The organism is Dactylosporangium sp. McL0621 (assembly GCF_049995355.1).
Lineage (GTDB): Bacteria > Actinomycetota > Actinomycetes > Mycobacteriales > Micromonosporaceae > Dactylosporangium.
Genome location: NZ_CP188259.1, coordinates 6,319,037 through 6,342,011, shown reverse-complemented (window position 1 = coordinate 6,342,011; position 22,975 = coordinate 6,319,037). Strand labels below are relative to the sequence as shown.

Annotated in this window: 23 protein-coding genes; 10 read left to right on the top strand and 13 right to left on the bottom strand. The window is 73.2% G+C overall.

The features are described 5' to 3' along the window. Positions 1-9: 9 nt before the first annotated feature. The 6 genes from ACPPVO_RS29985 to ACPPVO_RS29960 form a co-directional block, all read right to left on the bottom strand. A complete protein-coding gene (locus tag ACPPVO_RS29985; protein ID WP_426514471.1) occupies positions 10-1,002 on the bottom strand; it encodes an ABC transporter permease in 993 nt (330 codons plus the stop codon). Next, complete coding sequence (locus ACPPVO_RS29980) at positions 999-2,486, bottom strand: sugar ABC transporter ATP-binding protein (protein WP_426514470.1); 1,488 nt, start codon at positions 2,484-2,486, stop codon at positions 999-1,001. The genes ACPPVO_RS29985 and ACPPVO_RS29980 overlap by 4 nt, the downstream gene beginning before the upstream one ends. Next, positions 2,486-3,514 (bottom strand): sugar ABC transporter substrate-binding protein, encoded by a 1,029-nt coding sequence (locus ACPPVO_RS29975; RefSeq protein ID WP_426514469.1) that lies wholly within the window; start codon positions 3,512-3,514, stop codon positions 2,486-2,488. Before ACPPVO_RS29975 ends, ACPPVO_RS29980 begins: the two co-directional genes overlap by 1 nt. Next, positions 3,511-4,821, bottom strand: a complete 1,311-nt coding sequence (locus ACPPVO_RS29970; protein ID WP_426514468.1) for an L-fuconate dehydratase — start codon at positions 4,819-4,821, stop codon at positions 3,511-3,513. Before ACPPVO_RS29970 ends, ACPPVO_RS29975 begins: the two co-directional genes overlap by 4 nt. 294 nt (positions 4,822-5,115) lie before the next feature. Continuing rightward, the gene (locus ACPPVO_RS29965; protein ID WP_426514723.1) at positions 5,116-8,217 is read right to left on the bottom strand and encodes a glycosyl hydrolase family 95 catalytic domain-containing protein; all 3,102 of its coding nucleotides are present in this window, start codon (positions 8,215-8,217) and stop codon (positions 5,116-5,118) included. 177 nt (positions 8,218-8,394) lie between these two features. Beyond that, entirely contained in the window at positions 8,395-9,252 is an 858-nt protein-coding gene (locus ACPPVO_RS29960) for a hypothetical protein (RefSeq protein WP_426514467.1), read from the bottom strand. On the opposite strand from ACPPVO_RS29960, the gene ACPPVO_RS29955 reads away from it, so the two are divergent. Beyond that, positions 9,230-9,850, top strand: a complete 621-nt coding sequence (locus ACPPVO_RS29955; protein WP_426514466.1) for a methyl-accepting chemotaxis protein — start codon at positions 9,230-9,232, stop codon at positions 9,848-9,850. The genes ACPPVO_RS29960 and ACPPVO_RS29955 overlap by 23 nt on opposite strands. Here ACPPVO_RS29955 and ACPPVO_RS29950 read toward each other — a convergent pair. The 6 genes from ACPPVO_RS29950 to ACPPVO_RS29925 form a co-directional block, all read right to left on the bottom strand. After that, positions 9,844-10,329 (bottom strand): SRPBCC domain-containing protein, encoded by a 486-nt coding sequence (locus tag ACPPVO_RS29950; protein ID WP_426514465.1) that lies wholly within the window; start codon positions 10,327-10,329, stop codon positions 9,844-9,846. The genes ACPPVO_RS29955 and ACPPVO_RS29950 overlap by 7 nt on opposite strands. Positions 10,330-10,414: 85 nt before the next feature. Continuing rightward, complete coding sequence (locus ACPPVO_RS29945; protein WP_426514464.1) at positions 10,415-10,735, bottom strand: ArsR/SmtB family transcription factor; 321 nt, start codon at positions 10,733-10,735, stop codon at positions 10,415-10,417. A 25-nt stretch (positions 10,736-10,760) separates the two neighbouring features. Beyond that, entirely contained in the window at positions 10,761-11,414 is a 654-nt protein-coding gene (locus ACPPVO_RS29940; protein WP_360389197.1) for a response regulator transcription factor, read from the bottom strand. Continuing rightward, positions 11,411-12,523 (bottom strand): sensor histidine kinase, encoded by a 1,113-nt coding sequence (locus tag ACPPVO_RS29935; protein ID WP_426514463.1) that lies wholly within the window; start codon positions 12,521-12,523, stop codon positions 11,411-11,413. The genes ACPPVO_RS29940 and ACPPVO_RS29935 overlap by 4 nt, the downstream gene beginning before the upstream one ends. Positions 12,524-12,586: 63 nt before the next feature. After that, positions 12,587-13,108: a hypothetical protein gene (locus ACPPVO_RS29930; protein WP_426514462.1), complete on the bottom strand. Its 522-nt coding sequence runs from the start codon at positions 13,106-13,108 to the stop codon at positions 12,587-12,589. Between the two features lie 95 nt (positions 13,109-13,203). After that, a complete protein-coding gene (locus ACPPVO_RS29925; protein WP_426514461.1) occupies positions 13,204-14,622 on the bottom strand; it encodes a lipase family alpha/beta hydrolase in 1,419 nt (472 codons plus the stop codon). A gap of 159 nt (positions 14,623-14,781) precedes the next feature. On the opposite strand from ACPPVO_RS29925, the gene ACPPVO_RS29920 reads away from it, so the two are divergent. The 9 genes from ACPPVO_RS29920 (at position 14,782) to ptsP (ending at position 22,144) form a co-directional block, all read left to right on the top strand. Beyond that, positions 14,782-15,363: a hypothetical protein gene (locus tag ACPPVO_RS29920; RefSeq protein WP_426514460.1), complete on the top strand. Its 582-nt coding sequence runs from the start codon at positions 14,782-14,784 to the stop codon at positions 15,361-15,363. A 9-nt stretch (positions 15,364-15,372) separates the two neighbouring features. Beyond that, complete coding sequence (locus ACPPVO_RS29915; RefSeq protein WP_426514459.1) at positions 15,373-16,134, top strand: DeoR/GlpR family DNA-binding transcription regulator; 762 nt, start codon at positions 15,373-15,375, stop codon at positions 16,132-16,134. A 37-nt stretch (positions 16,135-16,171) separates the two neighbouring features. Then, a complete protein-coding gene (pfkB, locus tag ACPPVO_RS29910; protein WP_426514458.1) occupies positions 16,172-17,122 on the top strand; it encodes a 1-phosphofructokinase in 951 nt (316 codons plus the stop codon). Positions 17,123-17,134: 12 nt separating this feature from the next. Further along, positions 17,135-18,277 (top strand): mannitol-specific PTS transporter subunit IIC, encoded by a 1,143-nt coding sequence (gene mtlA / locus ACPPVO_RS29905; protein WP_426514457.1) that lies wholly within the window; start codon positions 17,135-17,137, stop codon positions 18,275-18,277. Between the two features lie 5 nt (positions 18,278-18,282). Continuing rightward, the gene (locus ACPPVO_RS29900; RefSeq protein ID WP_426514456.1) at positions 18,283-18,591 is read left to right on the top strand and encodes a PTS lactose transporter subunit IIB; all 309 of its coding nucleotides are present in this window, start codon (positions 18,283-18,285) and stop codon (positions 18,589-18,591) included. Beyond that, on the top strand, positions 18,584-19,018 hold the full coding sequence (locus ACPPVO_RS29895) for a PTS sugar transporter subunit IIA (RefSeq protein ID WP_360389225.1): 435 nt from the start codon (positions 18,584-18,586) through the stop codon (positions 19,016-19,018). Before ACPPVO_RS29900 ends, ACPPVO_RS29895 begins: the two co-directional genes overlap by 8 nt. After that, positions 19,015-20,055: a zinc-dependent dehydrogenase gene (locus tag ACPPVO_RS29890; protein WP_426514455.1), complete on the top strand. Its 1,041-nt coding sequence runs from the start codon at positions 19,015-19,017 to the stop codon at positions 20,053-20,055. Before ACPPVO_RS29895 ends, ACPPVO_RS29890 begins: the two co-directional genes overlap by 4 nt. A 177-nt stretch (positions 20,056-20,232) precedes the next feature. Then, positions 20,233-20,511, top strand: a complete 279-nt coding sequence (locus tag ACPPVO_RS29885; RefSeq protein ID WP_426514454.1) for an HPr family phosphocarrier protein — start codon at positions 20,233-20,235, stop codon at positions 20,509-20,511. Continuing rightward, positions 20,504-22,144: a phosphoenolpyruvate--protein phosphotransferase gene (gene ptsP, locus ACPPVO_RS29880; protein ID WP_426514453.1), complete on the top strand. Its 1,641-nt coding sequence runs from the start codon at positions 20,504-20,506 to the stop codon at positions 22,142-22,144. The genes ACPPVO_RS29885 and ptsP overlap by 8 nt, the downstream gene beginning before the upstream one ends. On the opposite strand, the gene ACPPVO_RS29875 is transcribed toward ptsP, so the two are convergent. Next, positions 22,136-22,936 carry a polysaccharide deacetylase family protein gene (locus ACPPVO_RS29875; RefSeq protein ID WP_426514722.1) on the bottom strand — a complete coding sequence of 267 codons (801 nt, stop codon included), beginning with the start codon at positions 22,934-22,936 and terminating at the stop codon, positions 22,136-22,138. The two genes, ptsP and ACPPVO_RS29875, sit on opposite strands and share 9 nt — an antisense overlap. Between the last annotated feature and the right edge of the window lie 39 nt (positions 22,937-22,975).

The following is a 22,975-nucleotide window of genomic DNA, read 5'->3' as shown; positions in this document are numbered from 1 at the left end:
CGCCCTCGACTACGAGTCCTGCGCCTTGCCGGTCGTGAGCCGGGCCAGCACGAGGGCGACGAGGATGATCAGGCCGTACACGGCCTGGATCCACTGCGCCGAGACCCCGGCCAGGGTCAGGATGTTGTTGATGAGCCCCAGCATGAGCACGCCGCACAGCGCGCCGAACAGCGTGCCCTTGCCGCCGTTCATGCTCACCCCGCCGATGACCGCCGCCGCGAACACCTGGAAGATCATGCCCGAGCCCTGGGCGGCGGCGACGGAGCCGAGCCGGCCGGTCATGAGCAGCCCGGCCAGCGCCGCGAGGACCCCGGCGACCATGAAGACGATCCACATGACCCGGTCGGTGCGGATGCCGGCGGCCCGGGCGGCGTCGGCGTTGCCGCCGATGGCGTAGACGGCCCGGCCGTGGCGGAACCAGCCGAGCACCGCGATGCCGACGGCGAAGATGGCCGCACACAGCCAGATCGACAGGGGCAGGCCGAGCCAGGTGGCGTTGCCCAGATAGAGCACCGACGGCGGCAGCTCGAAGAGGTTCTGCCCGCCGGTGATGCCGATCTGCAGGCCGCGCAGCTCGATGAGCATGCCGAGCGTGACGATGAACGCCGACAGGCCGAAGCGCAGGATCAGCAGGCCGTTGACCGCTCCGACGGCGAGGCCGACCAGCAGGCAGATCGGCACGGCCAGGGCGTCGGACCACTCGGTGCCGATGCCGTTGCTGGCCGCCGGGATGACCAGGGCCACGCCGAGGGCCGGGGCGAGGCCGACGGTCGACTCCAGGGACAGGTCGAACCGGCCGCCGATCAGGATCAGCGTCTCGGCCAGCACCAGCAGGGACAGCTCGGTCTGCTGCTGCAGCACGTTGACGAGGTTGGCCCGGGACAGGAAGACCGGGTCGATCAGCGCGCCGACGATCAGCAGCACGACGATGGCCGGGACCAGCGCGAGGTCGCGCATCCGCCCGAGGCTCAGGGAGGGGCGGGCGACGGCGGTGGTGGTCATGCGGAGACTCCTTCGACGGCGGCGACCACGTCGGTGTCGCTCCAACCGGCCGCCAGCTCGGCGGTGACGCGTCCGTGGAACATGACGAGCACCCGGTCGCAGTGGCGCAGGTCGTCGAGCTCGTCGGAGATCATGAGCACCCCGGTGCCGGCGTCGGCGGCCGCGCGCACGGCCCCGAGCAGCGACTCCTTCGAGCGCACGTCGACCCCGGCGGTGGGGTTGATGAGCACGAGCACCCGCGGGTCGCTCGACAGCGCCCGGGCCAGGACGACCTTCTGGGCGTTGCCGCCCGAGAGGCTCGCGACCGGCGCGTCCGGGCCTTCCGTGCGGATGTCGTACCGCCTGATGAGCTCCTGCGTCACCGTCCGGCGCCGCGCCGGCACGACGGCCCCGGCCGGGCCGAGCCGGTCCGCGATCGGCAGGGTGGCGTTCTCGGCGACGGACAGCAGCGGGATCAGGCCCTCGCGGTGCCGGTCCTGGGGCACCAGGCCGATGCCGGCCGCGAGCGCGGCGGGGACGCCGGGCTTCAGGACGGTACCACCGACGGAAACCTGCCCGGAGGTGGCCTTGCGGAGTCCGCCGACCGTCTCCGCGAGCGCGACCTTGCCGCTGCTGCCCGAGCCCGTCACCCCGACCATCTCTCCGGCCCGCACGTCCAGCGTGACCGGGCCGTAGGTGCCGCCCACCGCGAGATCCTGCACCTGCAGCACGACGGAGGACACCGACGGGGACCGGGGCGCGACCGTGGTGAGGCCGGACGCCTCGCCGGTCATCGCCGCGACGAGCTCGTCGTGGCCGATGGCGGCGACGGGCTCGGTGAGCACCCAGCGGGCGTCGCGCAGGACGGTGACGGTGTCGCAGACCGCGTACACCTCCTGCAGGTGGTGCGAGATGAACAGCATCGTCACGCCCGCCTCGCTCAGCGACTTCAGGCGCGCGAACAGCCGGTCGATGGCTGTCGCGTCGAGGCGGGCGGTCGGCTCGTCGAGGATGATGAACCGGGCCCCCTGCGACAGGGCCCGCGCGATCTCGACGAGCTGCCGCTGCTCGACGCCGAGGTCGCCGGCGAGGGCCCGCGGGTCGACGTCGACGGCGTACTCGCCGAGCAGCTCGGCCGCCCGCCGCCGCAGGCCGGTCCAGCGGATCGGCCCGCGGCCGGCCTGGCGGTTGAGGAACAGGTTCTCGGCGACGGTCAGCGTGGGGATGATGGTGGAGCGCTGGAAGACGCAGGCGACCCGGGCCCGCCACGCGCCCCGGTCGGCCACTGGCGGGGCGGCCTCGCCGCCGAAGCGGACCTCGCCGCCGTCCGGCCGGTGCAGGCCGGTCAGCAGCGAGACCAGGGTCGACTTGCCGGCGCCGTTGCGCCCGACGAGCGCGTGGGTCTCGCCGGGCGCGATGCGCAGGGACACCTCGGACAGCGCCGTGGTGGCCCCGAAGCGCTTGGTCACCTCGTGGGCCGCCACGGCCGGACTGGCTGCGGTCATCACTTCCCGATCTGGTTGCCCCACAGGGCCTTGTCCTCGACGTTGTCCTTGGTGACCAGCGGCGCGGGCAGCTGGTCCTCGAGCACGCCGTCGCGGACCTGGACGATGGTGCTGTCGTGGTCGGTCTTGCCCGGGGCGAAGGTCTTGCCCTCGACCGCGGCCTTGGCGTAGAAGAGCGCGTACTTGGCGTAGAGGTCGGCCGGCTGGGAGACGGTCGCGTCGATCTCGCCCTTGCGGATGGCGTCGAACTCCTGCGGGATGCCGTCGTTGGAGACGATGAAGACGTGCTTGGGGTCGCTCGGCGGCACGAGCAGGTTCTTGGAGCGCAGCAGCTGCAGCGTCGGCGCCAGGAACACGCCGCCGGCCTGCATGTAGATGCCGTTGATGTCGGGGTGCTGGGCCAGGCGGGTCTGCAGCGCGGCCGAGGCCTTGGCGCCCTCCCAGTCGGTCGGCTCGGCGAAGACGGTGATGCCGGGGTACTTGCTCTGCATGCACGCGGCGAAGGCCTCGGACCGGTCGCGGCCGTTGACCGAGGACAGGGCGCCCTGGAACTCCACGACCTTGCCCTTGCCGCCCAGCTTCTGGCCCAGGAACTCGCAGGCCTTCTCGCCGTACGCCTTGTTGTCGGCGCGCACCACCATGTACACCTTGCCCTTGTCCGGGCGGGTGTCGACGGTGACCACGGGGATCTTCTTCTGCTCCAGGGTGGTGAGGGTGGTGGCGATGGCGCCCGTGTCCTGCGGTGCCATCACGATGGCCTTCGCGCCCTGGCTCGTCAATGCCTGGGTGTTGGCCACGAGCTTGGCGATGTCGTTCTGCGAGTTGGTCGGCGCCATCAGGTTGATGCCGCTCTCCTTGGCGAACTGCGGGATGTACTTCGCGTAGGAGTTCCAGAAGTCGGAGTCGGCCCGGGGCAGGTCGACCGCGATGGGCGGGCTGGCGGTGTCGGTCTTGGTGTCGGCGGAGTCGCCGCACGCGGCGAGGGAGACGAGCAGGGTGGCGGCGATGAGAGGCGGGAGCATTCTCATGACGTGGCCTCGTTCCAGATCGGACCGTCGGGGTAGGCGTAGCGGGCGCGGCTCTCGGGCCGCATGGTGGAGCTGAACCCGGGCGCGGTCGGCGCCAGATAGCGGCCGGCGCGTAGGCGGACCGGGTCCACGAAGTGTTCGTGCAGGTGGTCGACGTACTCGATGACGCGGTTGTGCGTGCTGCGCGAGACCGCCACGTAGTCGAACATCGACAGGTGCTGGACCAGTTCGCACAGCCCGACCCCGCCCGCGTGCGGGCAGACCGGGACGCCGAACTTGGCCGCCAGCAACAGGATCGCCACGTTCTCGTTCACCCCGGCGACGCGGGCGGCGTCGAGCTGGACGAACGAGACCGCGCGCAGCTGCAGCAGCTGCTTGAACACGACCCGGTTCTGCACGTGCTCGCCGGTGGCGACCGGGATCGGCGCGATGCGCCGGGCGATCTCGGCGTGCCCGACGACGTCGTCGGGCGAGGTGGGCTCCTCGACCCACCACGGATGGAACGGCGCCAGGGCCCGCACCCACTCGACGGCGGTGCCGACGTCCCAGCGCTGGTTGGCGTCCACGGCGATGCGCACGTGCGGCCCGCAGACCTCGCGGGCGATGCGCAGCCGGCGGATGTCGTCGCCGAGGTCGGCGCCGACCTTGAGCTTGATCTGGGTGAAGCCGGCCCCGACGGCCTCGCGGCACAGCCGGGTCAGCTTGGCGTCGTCGTAGCCGAGCCAGCCGGGCGAGGTCGCGTACGCCGGGTAGCCGTCGGCCAGCAGGGCCGCGACGCGCTCCTCGCGGCCCTCCGCGCCGGGCTTGAGGATCTCCAGGGCCTCGGCGGGGGTTAGGGCGTCGGTGAGGTACCGGAAGTCGACGAGCTCCACCAGCTCCTCCGGCGCCAGCGAGGACAGCAGCCGCCACAGGGGCAGCCCGGCCCGCTTGGCCCGCAGGTCCCACAGGGCGTTGACGACCGCGGAGATCGCCATGTGCATGACGCCCTTCTCCGGGCCGAGCCAGCGCAGCTGCGAGTCGTGCACCAGCTCGCGCCACAGGCCGCCGAGGTCGTCGAGCACGGCGGCGACGGAGCGCCCGGTGAGGTACGGCCGCAGCGCCAGGATCGCCGCCGTCTGCACCTCGTTGCCGCGGCCGATGGTGAACGCGAACCCGTGCCCCTCGTGCCCGTCGGCGGCGTCGGTGCGCAGCACGACGTAGGCGGCGGAGTAGTCGGGGTCGGGGTTCATCGCGTCGGAGCCGTCGAGCTGGCGGGACGTGGGGAATCGCACGTCGTAGGTATCCAGGGACGTGAACCGTTCGCTCATACATCGGATGTTTAGCAGAGTGGTGGCGGCTAGGGCAAGGCTTTCTTCCCGCAGAACAGAAGTTCGGCGACTGCTTGACGCGGGATACCTCGGATGTTCACTCTGACGTCGAGGGTTGCCCATGGTTCGATGTGCGGAGCCACCGCCACGGGTCCGGGCGACGCCGGGGAGATGTGACGCCGACGCGGATCCCCGGGACAGATGCCGGCCGCGGGGCGCCCCGCGGCCGGCATCCTCACGTCATACGCTGCCGAGGCCTCACGAGCTGCCGAGGCCTCACGCGCTGCCGAGGCCTCACGCGCTGACGAGGTCGAACTTCTCCCACGGCCCGATCGCGTCGCGGTTGGCGATGAGCGGGGCCGCGCCCGCGCTCTCCGCCGTCACGTACCGGCCGTTGACCGTGGCCTGGAGGCTCACGGTGTTGTCGGCGTTGCGCAGGAGCCGGAACGTCTCCCACGACCCGGCCTGGGCGCGGTTGGCGACGAGCGGGTTGGCCCCGGCGTTCTCGGCGCACACGAACTGCCCGTTGACCCGGGCCCGCAGCGCCACCAGGCCCCCGCCGAGGTCGACGACGTCGAACTGCTCGGCGGTGCCGATGGCGGTCTTGCTGGCGATGAGCGGGCTCGTGCCGCCGGCGTCGGCGGTGACGTACCGGCTGTTGACCTGCGCCCGCAGCGCCTGCCCGCCCGGCGGCGGGGTCGTGCCGGTGGTGATCCGCAGCGCGTCCACCATGCCGACCGACGTGGTCTTGTTGACGATCCGGATGGTGTGGGTGCCGTTGGCCAGGCCCGTCTTGCTGTACACGGTCTGCTGGACCTGCCGGGCGCCGGCCGCGTTGAGGTTCACGTTGGCCTGCAGGACGTTGTCGATGTACACGTCCATGTTGCCCATGTCGCTGAAGCGCTCGGAGAGCAGCTGCACGCCGGTGCCCGTGAACGTGTAGCTCGCGGTCGCGCCGACGGTGGTGCTGTGGTGCGTGTCGTCGTTGTAGTCGCCGTAGCCGCGGCTGGTGGTCTGGTACCAGTTCGCGTCGTACGTCAGCGCGGTGTCGTTGACGAGCCCGGGCTGCCCGGCGCCGGCGGTGCCGAGCGTCGAGGCGGTGCCGGACAGCGTCTTCACGCCCTGGTTGGCCGCGCCGGTCAGCTGCGTGTGGGTGTACGACGTCAGCGGCTTGGCGGTCCGCTCGACGACGTACACCGTGTTCGCGGCGGTGGCGAAGGTGACCTCGCCGGCCGTGGTGGTCGTCAGGACCGCGTTGTCGGAGGCGCGGCGGACCCGGATCTCCTGGGTGCCCCACGGGTTCACCACGCGGGCCTGCTTGCCGTAGAGGCTCCTGAGCCCGACGTACTTGGTCTCGTTGCCCTCGCGCTCGGAGCTGACCAGGAACCCGTCCTTGGCCAGCAGCGTGAACCGCCCGCTGAAGCCGGCGTCGTTCGGCGCGGCCGGGAACACCCGGATCTTGTCGTTGTAGGACTGCAGCAGGGCCTCGTTGGTGGCGGCCAGGTGCACGCCGAGGTACTCGAAGACGCCGTTGGTGTTGTTCGTCATGCCGTTGGGGTAGTTCTGGTACCGCTGCAACATCAGCTTCATCCCCGACAGCGCCTGGTCGCCCAGGCCCAGCCGCGCGGCCTGCACGGCGTCGTTGGCCCACACGTTGCTGTACGGGTTCGGCCGGTTGTTCCAGCTGGTGAGCGCCGTCTGGTAGTCCGCCGCCCCGATGCCGGTGAGGTCGTACGGCCAGATCAGCTCGGCCGTGACGTTCTCGCCGTTGCGCTGCTGGGCGGGGGCGGGCGGGTCGTGCGGCAGCCAGGCGCCGCCGGCGACCTTGTACGGCTCGATGTTGTCGAGCACGTCCTGCCAGCCGGCCCGCAGGCCCGCGTCGAGCCCGAGCTGGTTGCTCACGGCGATCGTGAGCGGGAAGAGCAGCCGGACCGCGGCCAGGTCGGTGATCGCGTTCTTCACGTCCCAGTAGGTCTCGTGGGCGTTGGAGGAGGCCATGTAGTACCGGCCGGTGGCGGCGTCGCGGGAGAGCTTGGCCTGGTAGAACTTCACGACCTCGCGCATGAACGGGTACGCGGTGCCCTGCAGGTAGGCGGTGTCGTTCGTGTAGCGGTACTGCAGGTACATGTTGTACGCGGCCTCGGTGCCCGTCGAGTAGATGTCGTTGACGTAGTCCGAGTTCACCGTGCCGCGCGCGTTGCCGTCCCAGCCCATGGTCTCCGGCGTCCACAGCCCGTCGATGGCGTACCGCGTCTGGGTGTACGCCTTCAGCGCCGTGTAGTTGCGGCTGTAGAGCCGGTTCTCGGTGGCGGCGAGGTCCACGTGGTTCGAGGCCAGCATCGAGTTGTACAGGTCGCGCTGGTTCCAGTACCAGTAGCCGTTGCTCCACTTCGTGTTGTCCTGGGTCGCCCGGAACACGCCGTTGATGAAGTGGAACGGGTAGTTGCCGAAGCCGCCCGCGGCGATCATGTAGGTCGCCAGGTAGTACACGTTCTCGAGGTAGTCGCCGGTGCCGGCCGCGCCGCTGTACTGCACGAACGACTTCGCCCAGAACGCGTGCCAGAAGTTGCGGTAGTTGTTCAGCGTGGTCAGGTAGCCGGCGCTCTTGGCCGCGGCGAGCTGCCGGCGGGCTTCGGCGACCGAGTCGCGGTTCGGGGCGTTGATCCGGCTGGCCGCGGTGAACCAGACCGTGTAGCTCGCGGCCGGCGTGATGGTCAGCCGCACCTGGCGGCCGCCGACGACCTGGGTGCTGTAGCCGGCGCCCTCGACCGTCGCGGCGAGGGTGTAGCCGAAGCCGCCGGGGTCGCTCTGGCCCCGGCTGAACCCGGCGGCGGCGCTGTCGGCGAAGGTGCTGATCTGCTTCCACGTGTCGAGGTTGGGTACGTCGGCGCTGTTGGTCACCGTCGCCGGGTCCCACATGCTCAGGTCGAGGGTGGTGCTGCCCAGGTTCGTGCGGGAGTCCTCGACGTGCACCCCCATGACCTCGGAGCCGGGCACGCCGAGCACGGTGACCGTGCGGTTGCTGTCGTACTTCGTGGTCAGGGTGCCGTCGTACAGCGACAGCCGCTGCTGGTAGGTGGTGTACCCGGTGTCCAGGCCCGGGTTCGTGTTGAGGTTCACCAGGCCGGCCGCGTAGGCCGACTGCTCCGAGGCGTCCACGTTGGACACCTGCATGGTGAGCCCGTTGGCGTTCCACACCATCGCGCCGGTCCGGCCGTTGCCGACCGTCAGGCCGTACAGCGGGTTGGTCTGCGGGCTGTTGTAGACGATGTCGTGCTTGGACAGGTATCCGGCGTAGTCCACGTCCAGCACCCCGGTCCCGGGGTTGAACGCCTGGTCGGTGGTCGCGGCGGTGGCGGTGCCGCCGTGCAGGACGGCGACGAGCGAGCCCAACATCGCGGTGGCGGCCGCGAACAGGGCGAGTCGGCGGGTCACGGTTGCGTTCTCCTTCGCAGAGGTCGTGCCGGGGCGGTCCGCGACCCACGCCCGCCGATGGGGAGCCGCGTCCTAGCTTGCAGTCAACATGGGAGGTCTGACGTTCGTCAATGGCTTGGCTGGGGCTTTTGCCGCCCTTCAGTGTCGCAAAGATTGGATGAATGCGGGACGGCTCAGAAAGATCGGCGCGGTGCCGATAGGCCTGGCGTCTTGCACCGCTGCAACCGTCGAGGGTGACACATGCGTCGCTGGCGTATCACGACCCGCATCCTGCTGCTCGCCGTCATCGGCGTCCTCGTCTCCGGCGTGCTGCTCGGCACCGCCGCGCTCGGCTTCGGCCGGCAGCGCTCGGCCAGCGCCGAGACGAGCGCGCTCATGCGGCTGTCCCGCCTGGCGATGGAGGCGAAGTTCCGCGCCGCCGACATCGCCGGCTGGCAGACCGGCTACGCGTTCGACTTCGCCCGCGGCGTCCCCGGCGCGCTCGACGACACCGTCGGGCAGCGCAAGGAGTTCCTCGACTCCGTCGCCGCGCTGCGCGCCGACTTCGCCGGGATCTCCGGGTCGGCCCTCACCGGCGGCGAGCGCACCCTGCTCGGGCGGGCGACGAGCGGCTTCGAGGACTTCATGGCCATCGACACCCGGATGATCGGGTTGTACCGCCAGGGCACGGCCGGGGCCAAGGCGACCGCCGACGAACTGGCGTCGGGCGACTCCATCGACGCGTTCGGCGTCATGGCCGACGCGACGAACGCCGTGGCCGCCGCCGTCACCGCCCGCGGGCTCACGGTCGCCGCCGGGGCCCAGCACACCGCCGAGACCGGCCGCCGGACCGTGTGGATCGTCGGCATCGCGGGGCTGCTCGCCGCCGCGGCCGGTCGGCGCCGAGTCCTCGGCCGCCCGGGCCGCCGCGGCCACCACCGCCACCGGGGACATCTCCCGCAGCGTGCAGACCTTCGCGGCCGGAACCGAGGAGATGGGCCAGTCGATCTCGGCCATCTCGGCCAGCGCCCAGGAGGCGGCCGAGGTCGCCACCGCGGCCCACGGGCTGGCCGCGGCCGTGACCGGGACGATGGACCAGCTCGGCGAGTCGAGCCGGCAGATCGGCGAGATGGCCGGCGTGATCAGCGGCATCGCCCGGCAGACGAACCTGCTCGCGCTCAACGCGAGCATCGAGGCGGCCCGGGCGGGGGAGAGCGGCCGCGGGTTCGCGGTGGTCGCCGGGGAGGTCAAGGATCTGGCGGCCGAGACGGCCCGGGCGACCGAGGAGATCTCGGCCCGGATCGGCGCCATCCAGCACGACACCGCGGGCGCCGCCGGGTCGATCGGGCGCATCGCCGAGGTGATCCGGCAGATCAACGACCTGCAGGTGACCATCGCATCGGCGATCGAGCAGCAGAGCGCGACCACCTCCGACCTGACCCGCACGATCAGCGGCGTCGCGGTCAGCAGCGACGACGCCTCGCGCGCGGTGGCCGCGGTCGCCGACGCGACGCGGGCCACGACGGTGACCGTGGCCGGCGTCGGCGCCGCGGCGGGGAGTCTCGCCCGGGTGTCCGAGGACCTCCAGGGCCTGGTGGGCCGCTTCCGCTACTGATCGGCCAGTGCCTTGCCCGTCTCGAGGAGGGACTTGAGGTCGCTGAGCACCCAGGCCCAGCCGCCGCCCGCGCCCATCTCCTCGAACTCGCCGGCCATGAGCCGGGCCATGTTCGGCGCGTCGGCGAGCTCGTGGGTCACGGTCAGCGCGGTGACGCCGTCCTTGCCCTCCTTCAGCTCGTACGTCAGCCGCGTGAACCCCTCCGCCGCGATGCCCGGGTCCATGAGCATGCGGAAGGTCTGCACCAGGCGGTGCGGCGGGTCGGCCTCGACGACCTCGCCGTCGGTGCCGATCTCGGGCGCGCCCATGGCCAGCATGCCCGGGTTGGACCGCCCGGCGATCGCGCCGCCCGGGCGCAGGTCCATCTCCGTGCGGCCGCGGTACCCGTAGCGGGAGTTCCACTCCGGCGAGGTGATCGCGGCCCAGACCCGCTCCGCGCCGGCCCTGATGTACACCTTGTAGACCTGTGTTCCGCTCATGCCACGACCTCCGCTTCGCTCCGGCCGTGGCATGCCGAATTCTGTGCTTGCCGATGACCGGCCACTCCGCTTCGCTCCGTACCGTTCATGTGTCGTCGCTCTCCAGTCCGCGCTTGAGGTCGAGCAGTGCCGAGGCGTTGTCGCTCGTGTACTTGTCGATCCAGCGGTCGTGGATCTGCCGGATCGGTACGGCGTTGAGGAAGTGCAGCTTCTCCCGGCCCTGGCGCCGGGGCACCACGAGGTTCGCCTCCTCGAGGACCTTCAGGTGCTTCATCACCCCGAAACGGGTCATCGCCAGCTCGGACTCCAGCTCCGTGAGCGTGCGGCCGTCGCGCGCGAAGAGCAGGTCGAGCAGGAACCGCCGGGTCGGATCGGCAAGGGCCTTGAAGACGCGATCGTCGTCCACGCCTCGAAGTTATGTGACCAAATGGTCACGTGTCAAGGGCGGTCACCCGGCGCGCCGCGATCGCGGCCTGCATGCGGCTCTGCAGCCCGAGCTTGGCGAGGATGCGCGAGACGTGGGTCTTCGTGGTCGCCTCGGCGATCCCGAGCCGGGCCGCGATGGCCGCGTTGGACAGGCCCTCGCCGAGGCACTCGAGCACCTCGCGCTCGCGGGCCGTGAGCAGGCCCACCGGCACGGCGACCGGCGTCGGGGCCTCGCTCGGCGGCCCCGCGAAGGCCCCGAGCACCCGCCGGGTCACGGCCGGCGCGACCACGCCCTCGCCCCGGGCCACGGTCCGCACGGCGCTCACCAGTTCGTCGGCGGAGGCGTCCTTCAGCAGGAAGCCGGCGGCGCCGGCGCGCAGGGCGCCGAAGAGGTACTCGTCGAGGTCGAACGTCGTCAGCGCCAGGACCCCGGTCACCCCGCCCGCGACCAGCTCCCGGGTCGCGGCGACCCCGTCGAGGCGGGGCATGCGCAGGTCCATCAGCACCACGTCGGGGCGCAGCCGCAGCCCGATCTCGACCGCCGCCGCGCCGTCGGGCGCCTCGCCGACGACCTCGATGCCGGGCTGCGAGCGCAGGATGAGCACGAGCCCGGCGCGTACGGCCGGCTGGTCGTCGGCCACGAGCACCCGGACGTTCACGCCGTCTCCCACGGCAGGCGGGCCTCCACCAGCCAATGATCCCCCCGCGGGCCGGCGGTGAGGGTGCCGCCGAGCAGCGCGGCGCGCTCGTGCATCCCGACGAGGCCGGCGCCCTCGCCGCGCTGCTCGTGCTCCGGCCGGCCCGAGGTGACCCGGATGCCGACGGCCGTCGGCTCGCGGTCGACCTCGACCGTGACCGGGCCGCCGTCGCCGTGCTTCATCGCGTTGGTCAGGGACTCCTGGACGATGCGGTACGCGGTGAGGTCGACGCTCACCGGCACATCCCCGGTCGCGCCGCGCACCTCGAGGCGGACCGTTAGCCCGGCGCGGGCGACGAGGTCGTCGAGGGTCGCCAGGCCTCCGGGCGGGTCATCGGGCAGGGCGGCCGGGTCCCTCAGGAAGCCGACCATCCGCCGCATCTCGGCCAGGCCCTGCACGCTGTTCTCCCGGATGACCGTGAGGGCGTCGCGGGTGCCGTCCCGGCCGAGGTCGGCCGAGAGCGCCGCGGTGGCGTGGATGGCCACCGCGCTGAGGTGGTTGGCGATGACGTCGTGCAGCTCCCGGGCCATCCCGGCGCGCTCCGCGGCGACCGCGTTGGCCCGGTCGGCCTCGGCCAGCCGCGTGACCTGCTCGGCCGAGCGGCGCGCGGCGGCGGCCTGGTCGCGGTGGTGGCGCACGTGGGTCCCGGTGAGGATCGGCACGACGGTGACGAGCGCGAGGAGCACGGCGAGCCCGACCGCGCGGACGTCGCGGACCACGACGAGGCAGGCGACCGCGGTCACCACGGAGCCGACGACGCTGCCGGCGAGCAGCAGCCGGGCCAGCCGCGCGCTGCCGTGCAGGCAGGCGTCGTAGAGCACCTGCGTGTACACCAGCGGGGTGGCGAGCGACGGCCCGATGACGACGTCGGCGGCGACCGCGGCGGTCCCGACGGCCACGGACGCCACCGGGGCGGCCCGGCGCAGCAGCAGGGCGCCGCAGCAGACCACGAGCGGCGCGAACAGCCAGCGCGCGTCGAGGCGGGCCTGGTACTGCCCGGTGACGAACATCAGCGCGCCGGCCGCGAGCCCGCTGCCGGCGAGGACCCAGTCGACCGTGCGCCCCTTCACCCTGCGATTCCATCACCGGCGCGGGCCCCGGCTCAATGAGACTTTCGTCGTACGCGGGCCCTGCTACCCGGCCGTCGCGAACTCGTAGAAGTCGCGGTGCTCGGGCTTGCGCAGCAGGAGCACGAGGCGCAGCGCGATGATGCCGAGCGCGACGACGGCGATGGCGTGCCCGCCGGTGAACCAGAGCGGGAACAGCTTGTCGGACGCGGCGGCGGCCTCGGCGTTGTCGGCGGCCGACGCTCCCCGCGAGTTGCCGCCGAGGCTGGCCGGGCTGTAGAGGACCGTGAAGAGGTTGACCACGAAGCAGGCGGGCAGCGCGTAGATGACCGCGAGCCGCGCGCCGGGCCGCGCCCGGTTCACCAGGAACACCGTCGCGACCCCCACCGCCGCGACGACGACGGCGACCGCGATGCAGAACACGAACCGCTGCCTGGTCCCGTCGTACGGCGGGTCGTCGATGACCGCCCAGCCGTACCGCCCGGCGTTGGCTACGAACGTCTGCCGGCCGAGCACCGCGATGACGGCGTCGGCCGCGGCGACGAACGCCGCGAGCCCGGCGAGGCGGTTGATGCGTGACCCGGCCATGTTCCAGTACCCCCGTGATCGATGAGACTCGCATCGTAGGACGGCGCCGGCGGCCGCGGGTTCAGCCGATCGTCTCGATGCCCGACACACGCTGGTCAGGCCCCGAGCCAGCCGCAGATGACGTCGCGGACCTGCTGGTTGCCGAAGTAGCCGGTGTGGGCCACGGCCGGCCGGGCGCCGGTCAGGGTCAGCGGGGCGTCGACCCGGTACTGCCCGGCCCGGTAGACGCCCTCGGCCGGCACGACGAGGTCGTTGGCGCCGGCGAAGAGCGCGTCGGCCAGGCCGTCGAGGACCTTCAGGGCCGGCGGCGCGTCGTCGCCGGGCTCGAAGTCGGCGGCGATCGCGTGCACCGCGACCCCGGCCGGGCGCGGCTCGTCGTTGAGGGCGGCCAGCCACGGGCCGCCGGGGTCCATGGCGGCGATGCCGGGCAGCCCTGCGAGCGCGCCGGTGGCGACGTCCTTGACGATCTCCAGTACCGGCTCGGCGGCGTCGTCCAGCCGGAGCGCGGTCATGTTGGTGGCCACGTCGAGCAGGTCGCGCAGCCGGTCGGGGCGGGCCAGCACGGTGCCGGCGTTGGGCGTGGCGACGTGGATGAGCCGCTCGACCAGCGGCGGCGGCCGGCGGGCGGCGGCGGCCAGCCCATGGTCGCCGAGCAGCCGCGCGACCAGGCCGCCCCGCGAATGGCCCAGCACGTGGAAGCGCAGCGGCCGGCCGGCCGGCAGCCGCTCCAGGAGCCGGCGCACGTTGGCGGCCGGGTCGTCGTGCAGGGTCGGATGGTCAAAGGCCAGAACCGCGCCGCCGTACCGTTTCTGCGCACGCGACTGGAAGGCCGGATCGGCCGCGAGGCCGGCGAAGCCGCTGTACCCGGTGCTGAACGTCCCGTGCACCAGCAGCAGGATCGGGTCGGTGCGCCCGTCGAACCAGCCGGCGTCCAGGGGCCGGGCCGCGTGCTCGAAGTAGGCCGGGCCGGCCTCCCACAGCCCGTAAGGGCGGTGGCGCCGCTCCCACAGCGCCGACACGGACCGGGCCACGCCGCCGGCGCTCCACTCGACCGGGAAGCGCAGCACGTGCAGGATCTTGCCCAGGCCGAAGCCGAGCAGGGCGCGCCGGGCGGCGGTCGGGGCCGGGGGCGCGTACTGCTCGACCGGGATCTCGAACGTCTGGGTGGCGGCGCCGGACCGCCGCGCCGCGGTCGTGGTCACCGGGCGCGCGAAGTGCCAGCGCACGATGCCGGTGTCGTCGGCCTCGAGGACGACCTGGGCCTCGTCGACCGGCGGCGCGGGGACGGTGAGCTCGACGGCGGCCCGGGTTCCGGCCGTGGCCGTGGCGCGTAGGTCGCGGACCGGAACCGACAGCTCGGTGCGCAGGCCGGCGCGCTCGAGTGCGGCGCCGAGCGGGCCCTCGATCTCGGCGCCGCCGAGCACGGGGGCGCGGGCCTCGCCGCCGGTGTGGCGCGCGGCGATGACGACGCCGAGGGGCAGCGCAACGATGTGGCCGGGCCGGAAAACGGGCATGGCGACTCCTTTGTCGCGGGCGCGGCTTCCATCGATGACCGTAACGCCGCGGAGCGGCCGGTCGTCATCGGCCGAACGGCCGCCGGTGCGACAAAGGATGTAGGCGAACCCTCAGTACTGCCGACGCGCCGGGCCGGTGCGGCGGCGAGGCTCGAGGGCATGCTTATCGCTTGGATCGTCGGATGTGAGATCGCCTTCTGGGTGCTGCTCGGGGCGGGGCTGGCGTGCCGGTACCTGCTGCGGCGCCGGCGGGCCGGGGCCGTCCTGCTCGCCGCGACCGCCCTCGTCGACGTCGTGCTGCTCGTCGTCGCCGCGATGGACCTGCGCGGCGGGGGTGTGGCCGGGCGCGCGCACGCGGTCGCGGCGGTGTTCCTGGGGTTCTCGGTGGTGTTCGGGCCCTCGATGGTGCGGTGGGCCGACGTCCGGTTCGCGCGGCGGTTCGCCGGGGGGCCGCCACCGCGGGTCATCCCGAAGCGCGGGCCCGAACGGGTCAGGTACGAGTGGCGCGAGTGGGGCAAGGCGCTGCTCGCCGGGGCGGTCGCGGTCGGGCTGCTGCAGGGCGGCCGGTGGTGGATGGGGGTGCCCGAGCGGACCGGGGCGCTGCAGGGGATGACGCAGTTCGTGGCGTTTGCGCTGGTGGTCTGGTTGCTGGGGTGGCCGGTGTGGGTTTCTGTGGTTCAACTCTTGACGGCCCACACAAACGGGCGTAAACAAAACACAAGCAAATCGAAACGGCGGTGAAACCACATCATGTACGCCGAGGAGCGGCAGCAGGCCATCGTGCGCATCGCCCGCGAGCAGGGGCGGGTCGAGGTGGCCGGGCTGGCCGACGAGCTCAACGTCACGTCGGAGACGATCCGCCGCGACCTCACCACGCTCGAACGGGCCGGCGTGTTGCGCCGGGTGCACGGCGGGGCGATCCCCGTCGAGCGCATCGGCTTCGAGCCCGCCCTCGCCACCCGCGACGCGGTGCTCGTGGAGGAGAAGGAGCGCATCGCCAAGCTCGCGCTCGCCGAGGTCCCCGAGGAGGGGGCCATCATCCTCGACGCCGGCACCACCACCAGCAAGCTCGCGAACCTGCTGCCCACCGACCGGGAGCTGACCGTCGTGGTCAACTCGCCGGTCATCGCCACCGCGCTGGGCCCCCGCGCCAACCTCAACGTGCTGCTGCTCGGCGGCCGGGTGCGGGGCAAGACCCTCGCCACCGTCGACGACTGGTCGCTGCGGCCCCTCGCCGACCTCTACGTCGACGTGGCGTTCCTCGGCACCAACGGCGTCTCGGTCGAGCGCGGGCTGACCACGCCCGACCCGGCCGAGGCCGCGGTCAAGCGGGCCATGATCCGCGCCGCCCGGCGCACGGTCCTGCTGGCCGACCACACCAAGCTCGGCAACGACTACCTGGCCCGGTTCGGGGAGCTCGCGGACGTCGACCTGTTCGTCACCGACGGCCGCGCCGACCACGACCTCGTGGGGGACATCGAGGCCACCGGCGTCCGGGTGGTGCGGGCATGAACGCGCCGCACGCGGCCAGACCCGGGGTGGTGCGGGCATGATCGTGACGGTCACGCTCAACCCGAGCCTCGACCGGGCCATGGACGTGGGCCGGCTGGCGCGGGGCGAGGTCATCCGGGCCACCGGGGCCCACCTGGACCCCGGCGGCAAGGGCGTCAACGTGTCCCGGGCGCTGCTGGCCAACGGCCTGCCGTCGGTCGCGGTGCTGCCCTGCGGCGGCGACGAGGGCGGCCAGCTCGTACGGCTGCTCAAGGCCGAGGGCGTCGAGGTCCTCGCCGTGCCGATCTCCGGCCGCACGCGCTCCAACATCACCCTCGCCGAGCCCGACGGCACCGTCACCAAGGTCAACGAGCCCGGCCCGAAGCTCGTGCGGGCCGAGTTCGACGAGATCACCGAGCGCGTGCTGACCCGGGCCGGCTCCGCGGACTGGGTCGTGCTCTGCGGCAGCGTGCCGCCCGGGCTGCCCGCCGACGCCTACGCGCAGCTGTGCCGCCGGCTGTGCGCGGCCGGCATCCGGGTCGCCGTGGACACCAGCGGCCCGGCCCTGCGCGAGGCCGCGACCGCCGGCGCCACGCTGCTCAAGCCCAACCGCGACGAGCTGGCCGAGGTCGTCGGCGCCCCCCTGGCCGACCTCGGCGACGTCGTCGCCGCGGCGCAACAGCTGCGCACGTGGGGCGCACAGACCGTCCTGGCCAGCCTCGGCGCCGACGGGGCGGTCCTCGTCGACGCCGACGGGGTCGTCACCGGCACCTGCCCGGTCGCCCGGCCGCGCAGCACCGTCGGCGCCGGCGACGCCCTGCTCGCCGGGTTCCTCGCCGCCGGCGCGCGCGGGGCCGCCGCGCTCGCCGAGGGCCTCGCCTGGGGCGCCGCCGCGGTCAGCCTGCCCGGCAGCAGGATGCCCGGCCCCGCCGACCTGATCCGCCACAACGTCACCATCCACCCCCGCCCGGACGAGCTCCGCCCGCTGCTCTCCGGTCCGCCCTCCTGAAGGAGACACCCCGTGTCGAGTTACACACCCCAGGTCACCGGCTCGGGATTCCGAGCCTCCGTGCAACGAGTCGGCGGCTACCTCGCCGCGATGGTCATGCCGAACATCGGCGCGTTCATCGCCTGGGGTCTGATCACCGCCCTGTTCATCCCGACCGGCTGGATTCCCAACGCGCACATCGCGCAGCTGGTCGGCCCGATGATCACCGTGCTGCTGCCGCTGCTCATCGGCTACACCGGCGGCCGGCTGGTGCACGGCCAGCGCGGTGCCGTCGTCGGCGCCGTGGCCACCATGGGCATCGTGATCGGCGCCGACGTGCCGATGTTCCTCGGCGCCATGATGATCGGCCCGCTGGCCGCGTACATCCTCAAGCTGTGGGACGGCCTGGTCGAGAACCGCATCCGGCCCGGCTTCGAGATGCTCGTCGACAACTTCAGCGCCGGCATCATCGGCGGCGCGATGGCCATCGGCGGCCTCTACGGCGTCGGCCCGGTCGTCGAGTGGCTGACCAAGCAGGCCGGCAAGGGCGCCGACTGGCTCGTCGGGCACGACCTGCTGCCGCTGACCTCGATCGTGGTCGAGCCGGCCAAGGTGCTCTTCCTCAACAACGCCATCAACCACGGCGTGTTCGGCCCGCTGGGCGTCGCCGAGGCGGCCGACAAGGGCAAGTCGATCCTGTTCATGATCGAGTCGAACCCCGGCCCGGGCCTCGGCCTGCTGCTCGCGTTCTTCCTGTTCGGCCCGCGCAACCTGCGCCCGAGCGTGCCGGCCGCGATCATCGTGCAGTTCCTCGGCGGCATCCACGAGATCTACTTCCCGTACGTGCTCATGAAGCCGAAGCTGATCCTCGCCATGATCTGCGGCGGGGCCGCGGGCGTCGGCACGTTCATGCTCACCGGCGCCGGCCTGGTCGCCACCCCGTCGCCGGGCAGCATCTTCGCGTACATGGCGGTCACCCCCAAGGGCGGCTACTTCGTCGTGCTCCTCGGCATCTTCGTCGCCGCCGCGGTCACGTTCGCGGTCGCCTCGGTCCTGCTGGGCTTCGGACGCGGCGAACCCGCGGAGGACCAGGCGATCGGGCCGGACGAGGAGACCGTCGTCAACCCCGACGAGGCCGAGAACGTGCAGGCCAAGCTCAGCCGCCAGGAGGCGTGAACCCGATGCCGAGCATCAACGGTACCGACATCAAGAAGGTCGTCGTCGCCTGCGACGCGGGGATGGGCAGCAGCGTGATGCTCGCCAGCCAGCTCAAGCGCCAGCTCGCCAAGAACGCGGTCGTCGTCGAGCACACCCCGGTCAACTCGATCCCGGCCGACGCCGACGTCGTGCTGTGCCACCAGGGCCTCGCCGCCCGGGCCCGGGTCAGCGCCCCCGACAAGGTGATCATCGCGTTCCAGGTGTTCATCGGCGACCCGGCCGTCACCCGCGTCGTGCAGGTGGTGCAGCGCGGCGGTGAACTCAGTGGGTGACCTGCTCGCCCGCGACGCGATCCGGCTCGGCGAGCGGGCCGGATCGCGGGACGAGGCCGTCCGCCGCTGCGGCGAGGTGCTGGTCGAGATCGGGGCGGTCGGCCCGGCGTACGTCGAGGCGATGCTCGAGCGCGAGCAGAGCGTCTCCACGTACATCGGCGAGGGCGTCGCGATCCCGCACGGCACCCTCAACAGCAAGGAGACCGTGGTGCGCGACGCCCTGGCGGTGCTCGCGTTCCCCGACGGCGTCGACTGGGGCGGCGAGGACGTGCGCGTGTGCGTCGCGATCGCCGCCGCCGGCGACGGTCACGTGGACATCCTCGCCGCGCTCGCCGAGATCCTCATGGAGCCCGACCAGGCGGCCCGCCTGCGCGGGGCGACCACCGCCGACGAAGTGCTCAATCTGCTGGTTATGGAGCGATCGTGAGAGTTGTACGGTTCCACGCCCCCGGTGACGTCCGCATCGAGGACGCCCCCGAGCCGTCGCCGGGCCGCGGCGACGTGAAGATCCGGGTGCGGGCGTGCTCGACCTGCGGTACCGACGTCAAGATCTTGAATTTCGGCCATCACCACATCGTGCCGCCGCGGGTCATGGGCCACGAGATCGCCGGCGAGGTCGTCGAGGCGGGCGCCGACGTGGACGGCTGGGAGCCCGGCGACCGGGTCCAGGTCATCGCCGCGATCCCGTGCGGGCGCTGCGGCGAGTGCCGCCGCGGCCGGATGACGGTCTGCCCCAACCAGGTGTCGATGGGGTACCACTTCGACGGCGGCTTCGCCGAGTACATGATCGTGCCGCCGAACGTGCTCGCCGTCGACGGCCTCAACCGCATCCCCGACGGGCTGAGCTTCGCCGAGGCCTCCGTCGCCGAGCCGCTCGCCTGCGTGCTCAACGGGCAGAATCTGGCCGGCGTGGGCGAGGGCGACGACGTGGTGGTCATGGGCTCCGGCCCGATCGGCTGCCTGCACGTGCGGCTGGCCCGGGCCCGCGGCGCCGCCCGCGTGTTCCTGGTGGACCTCAACCGCGAGCGCCTCGACCTGGCCGCGAACCTCGTGCGGCCCGACGCGGCGATGTGCGGCGCGGAGACGGACGTGGTCGACGCGGTGCTGAAGCTCACCGAGGGCCGGGGCGCCGACGTCGTCATCACCGCCGCCGCGGCCGGCGCGGCCCAGGAGCAGGCGGTGCAGATGACCGCGCGGCAGGGCCGGATCAGCTTCTTCGGCGGCCTGCCCAAGGACAAGCCGGTCATCGCCCTGGACTCCAACCTCGTGCACTACCGCGAGCTGACCATCGTCGGCGCCAACGGCTCCAGCCCCGCCCACAACAAGGAGGCGCTGCGGCTCATCGCCGACGGTGCCGTCCCCGTCGCCGACCTCATCACCCACCGGCTGCCGCTGGAGAACGCGCTCGACGCGTTCGGCATCGTGGCCCGCGGCGAGGCGATCAAGGTAACCGTCGAGCCGTAGGGGCTGTGTCGAAGTGGATGGCCGGGCTGCGGGCGGACTCAGACGCCGTCTGGACCCGCGCCGGTCACACCCCGATACAACCCCGGTATCGGGGCGCGCCCGGCGCGGCCCCAGCCGACGCCTGAGCCTCGCCTCGCTCCGACCCCCACTTCGACACAGCCCCAAGGAGGTACCCCCGTGCCCATCCGGACCGTCGTCGTCGGCTCGGCCAGCGGCCTGCACGCCCGCCCCGCCGCCCTGTTCGTCGCCGCCGCGGCGAAGCAGCCCGTCCCCGTGACCATCAGCACCGAAGGGGCCAAGAAACCGGTGCCGGCCCGTAGCATGCTTGGCGTGCTGTCCCTCGGCGCCAAGCAGGGCACGGAAGTCACCCTCGAGGCCAGCGGCGACGGGGCGGACGCCGCCCTGGACGAGCTCGCCGCGCTGCTCGCCCGCGACCTGGACGCCCCCGATGCCTGAGCTGTCCGGCATCGGCGTCTCGCCCGGGCGCGCGGCCGGCCCGGTACTGCGCCTGGCCCCGCCGCCGTCGCTGCCGCCCCCGCCCGCCGTCGTCGACGCGGAGGCGGAGCGGGCCGCGGTCCGCGCCGCGGTCGCCGCGGTCGCCGCCGAGCTCACCCGCCGGGCCGACGCCGCGGCCGAGGCGGCCGTCGCCGAGGTGCTGCGGGCCCAGGTGCTCATGGCCACCGACGAGATGCTGACCGACGCCGCCGACGCGGCGATCGAGGCCGGCGCGGCCGCCCCGCACGCCCTCGCCGCGGCCCTGGCCGAGCACCGGGCGGCGTTCGAGGCGGCCGGCGGCTACCTGGCCGAGCGGGTCGCCGACCTCGACGACCTGCGGGACCGGCTGGTCTCGGCCTGCCTCGGCCTGCCGATGCCGGGCATCCCGTCGCCCGGCCACCCGTTCATCCTGGTCGCCCGGGACCTGGCCCCGGCCGACACCGCGGGCCTGGACCCGGCGGTGGTGCTGGGGCTGGTCACCGCGGAGGGCGGCCCGACGAGCCACACCGCGATCCTGGCCCGGATGCTCGGCATCCCGGCCGTCGTGCGCTGCGTCGGCGTTGCCGGCATCGCCGACCTGACGGTCGTGTCGGTCGACGGCGCCTCGGGGGCCGTGGCGGTCGGGCTGTCCCCGGAGGAGGCGGCGGCCGTCAACGCCGAGGCCGTCGCGCGGCGTGCCCGGCAGTCGGCGTCGTCCGGGCCGGGGCGCACCGCCGACGGGCACCCGGTCGCGCTGCTGGCCAACATCGGCTCCGCGCGCGACCTGACCGGCGAGGTCGAGGGCGTCGGGCTGTTCCGGACCGAGCTGCTGTACCTCGACCGCGCCGACCCGCCCTCGGAGCAGGAGCAGGTCGCCGCCTACGCCGCGGTGTTCGCGGCGCTGCCCGGCCGGAAGGTCGTGGTGCGCACCCTCGACGCCGGGGCCGACAAGCCGCTGCCGTTCCTGCGCATGGCCGACGAGCCGAACCCGGCCCTGGGCGTGCGCGGCCTGCGGGTCGCCCGGCGCAGCCCCGAGGTCCTCTCGACCCAGCTCGCCGCGGTCGCCACCGCCGCCGCCGCGAACACCGCCGACGTGTGGGTGATGGCGCCGATGGTCGCCACCGCCGCCGAGGCCGCCGAGTTCGCCGCCGCCTGCCGGGCCCACGGCCTGCCCTCGGCCGGCGTGATGATCGAGGTGCCGGCGGCGGCGCTGCGGGCCCCGGCGATCCTGCGCGACGTGGACTTCCTCAGCCTCGGCACCAACGACCTGAGCCAGTACACCTTCGCCGCCGACCGGATGGCCGGTGACCTGGCGGAGCTGCTCGACCCGTGGCAGCCCGCGCTCATCGCGCTCATCGCCGCCTGCGCGGCGGCCGGCCTGGAGGCGGGCAAGCCGGTCGGGGTGTGCGGCGAGTCGGCCGCCGACCCGGACTTCGCGCTGGTCCTCACCGGGCTGGGCATCTCCAGCCTGTCGATGGCGCCGCGCAGCATCCCGGCGGTGCGCGAGTCCCTCGCCGCGCACACCCTGGAGGAGTGCCGCCGGATCGCCAAGGCCGCCCTGGCCGCGGACACCCCGCAGGCCGCCCGGTCCGTGGTCCGGCGGGCCTCAGCGTAGGGCGACGAAGCGCAGGCCCCGCGACTGCAGGGCCGGGATGACCGTGCGCAGCGCGGCCAGCGTCTGCGAGCGGTCGCCCCCGCCGTCGTGGCACAGCAGGATGTCGCCGGCCCGGGCCCCGAGGAGCCGTTCGGTGATCGCCGGCGTGCCCGGCCGGGTCCAGTCCCGCGGGTCCCGGTCCCAGTTCACCGGGGTCATCCCGGCCCGGGCCGCCTCCGCGAACACCGCCGGCGAGCACGCGCCGCCCGGGGCGCGGAAGATCGTGGGCGTCTGGCCGGTGGTCTCGTGGATCTTCTCCTGGGCCCGGTCGAGCTCCTGCCGCACCTGCTCCGGCGGCATGGTGGCGAGCTGGGCCGGGTGGCTCCACGTGTGGTTGGCGACCTGGTGCCCGGCCTCGGCCACGCTGCGCGCGACCGCCTCGTGGCCGAGGACCTGGTTGCCGATGAGGCAGAACGTGGCCGGCACCTGGTGGCGCTCCAGCAGCCGCAGCACCTCGGGGGTCCAGGCCGGGTGCGGGCCGTCGTCGATGGTGAGGGCCACGGCGTTGGGCGCGAAGTCGGGGCCGGGGACGAACTGGCGGAACTCCTTGAGCGTGTACACCGGCCTGCTCAGCGGGGCCGGGCCCGCCGACGGGCTCGCGGAGGGCGACGGCCGGGCCGGCGGCGGCAGCAGCATCGGCGGCGGGGACGCCGACAGGTTTGACTCGCCCGGGTGCGGGGCAGTGGCATCTCGGGCGAGTAGGCCCGTCGCCACCGTGGCCAGGCCGGCGCCGATGAGGCGGCGGCGGGACATGCTCGTCAAGGATCCTCCGTCAGGTTCGGTGCGCCGTGC

Coding starts and splice junctions, on each gene's coding strand:
- pfkB (WP_426514458.1), top strand. CDS start 16,172: ATGATCGTGACGGTCACGCTCAACCCGAGCCTCGACCGGGCCATGGAC.
- ACPPVO_RS29955 (WP_426514466.1), top strand. CDS start 9,230: ATGGGCCAGTCGATCTCGGCCATCTCGGCCAGCGCCCAGGAGGCGGCC.
- ACPPVO_RS29980 (WP_426514470.1), bottom strand. CDS start 2,486: ATGACCGCAGCCAGTCCGGCCGTGGCGGCCCACGAGGTGACCAAGCGC.
- ACPPVO_RS29970 (WP_426514468.1), bottom strand. CDS start 4,821: ATGAGCGAACGGTTCACGTCCCTGGATACCTACGACGTGCGATTCCCC.
- ACPPVO_RS29930 (WP_426514462.1), bottom strand. CDS start 13,108: ATGGCCGGGTCACGCATCAACCGCCTCGCCGGGCTCGCGGCGTTCGTC.
- ACPPVO_RS29900 (WP_426514456.1), top strand. CDS start 18,283: ATGCCGAGCATCAACGGTACCGACATCAAGAAGGTCGTCGTCGCCTGC.
- ACPPVO_RS29915 (WP_426514459.1), top strand. CDS start 15,373: ATGTACGCCGAGGAGCGGCAGCAGGCCATCGTGCGCATCGCCCGCGAG.
- ACPPVO_RS29925 (WP_426514461.1), bottom strand. CDS start 14,622: ATGCCCGTTTTCCGGCCCGGCCACATCGTTGCGCTGCCCCTCGGCGTC.
- ACPPVO_RS29960 (WP_426514467.1), bottom strand. CDS start 9,252: ATGGCCGAGATCGACTGGCCCATCTCCTCGGTTCCGGCCGCGAAGGTC.
- ptsP (WP_426514453.1), top strand. CDS start 20,504: ATGCCTGAGCTGTCCGGCATCGGCGTCTCGCCCGGGCGCGCGGCCGGC.
- ACPPVO_RS29975 (WP_426514469.1), bottom strand. CDS start 3,514: ATGAGAATGCTCCCGCCTCTCATCGCCGCCACCCTGCTCGTCTCCCTC.
- ACPPVO_RS29920 (WP_426514460.1), top strand. CDS start 14,782: ATGCTTATCGCTTGGATCGTCGGATGTGAGATCGCCTTCTGGGTGCTG.
- ACPPVO_RS29965 (WP_426514723.1), bottom strand. CDS start 8,217: ATGTTGGGCTCGCTCGTCGCCGTCCTGCACGGCGGCACCGCCACCGCC.
- ACPPVO_RS29950 (WP_426514465.1), bottom strand. CDS start 10,329: ATGAGCGGAACACAGGTCTACAAGGTGTACATCAGGGCCGGCGCGGAG.
- ACPPVO_RS29985 (WP_426514471.1), bottom strand. CDS start 1,002: ATGACCACCACCGCCGTCGCCCGCCCCTCCCTGAGCCTCGGGCGGATG.
- ACPPVO_RS29875 (WP_426514722.1), bottom strand. CDS start 22,936: ATGTCCCGCCGCCGCCTCATCGGCGCCGGCCTGGCCACGGTGGCGACG.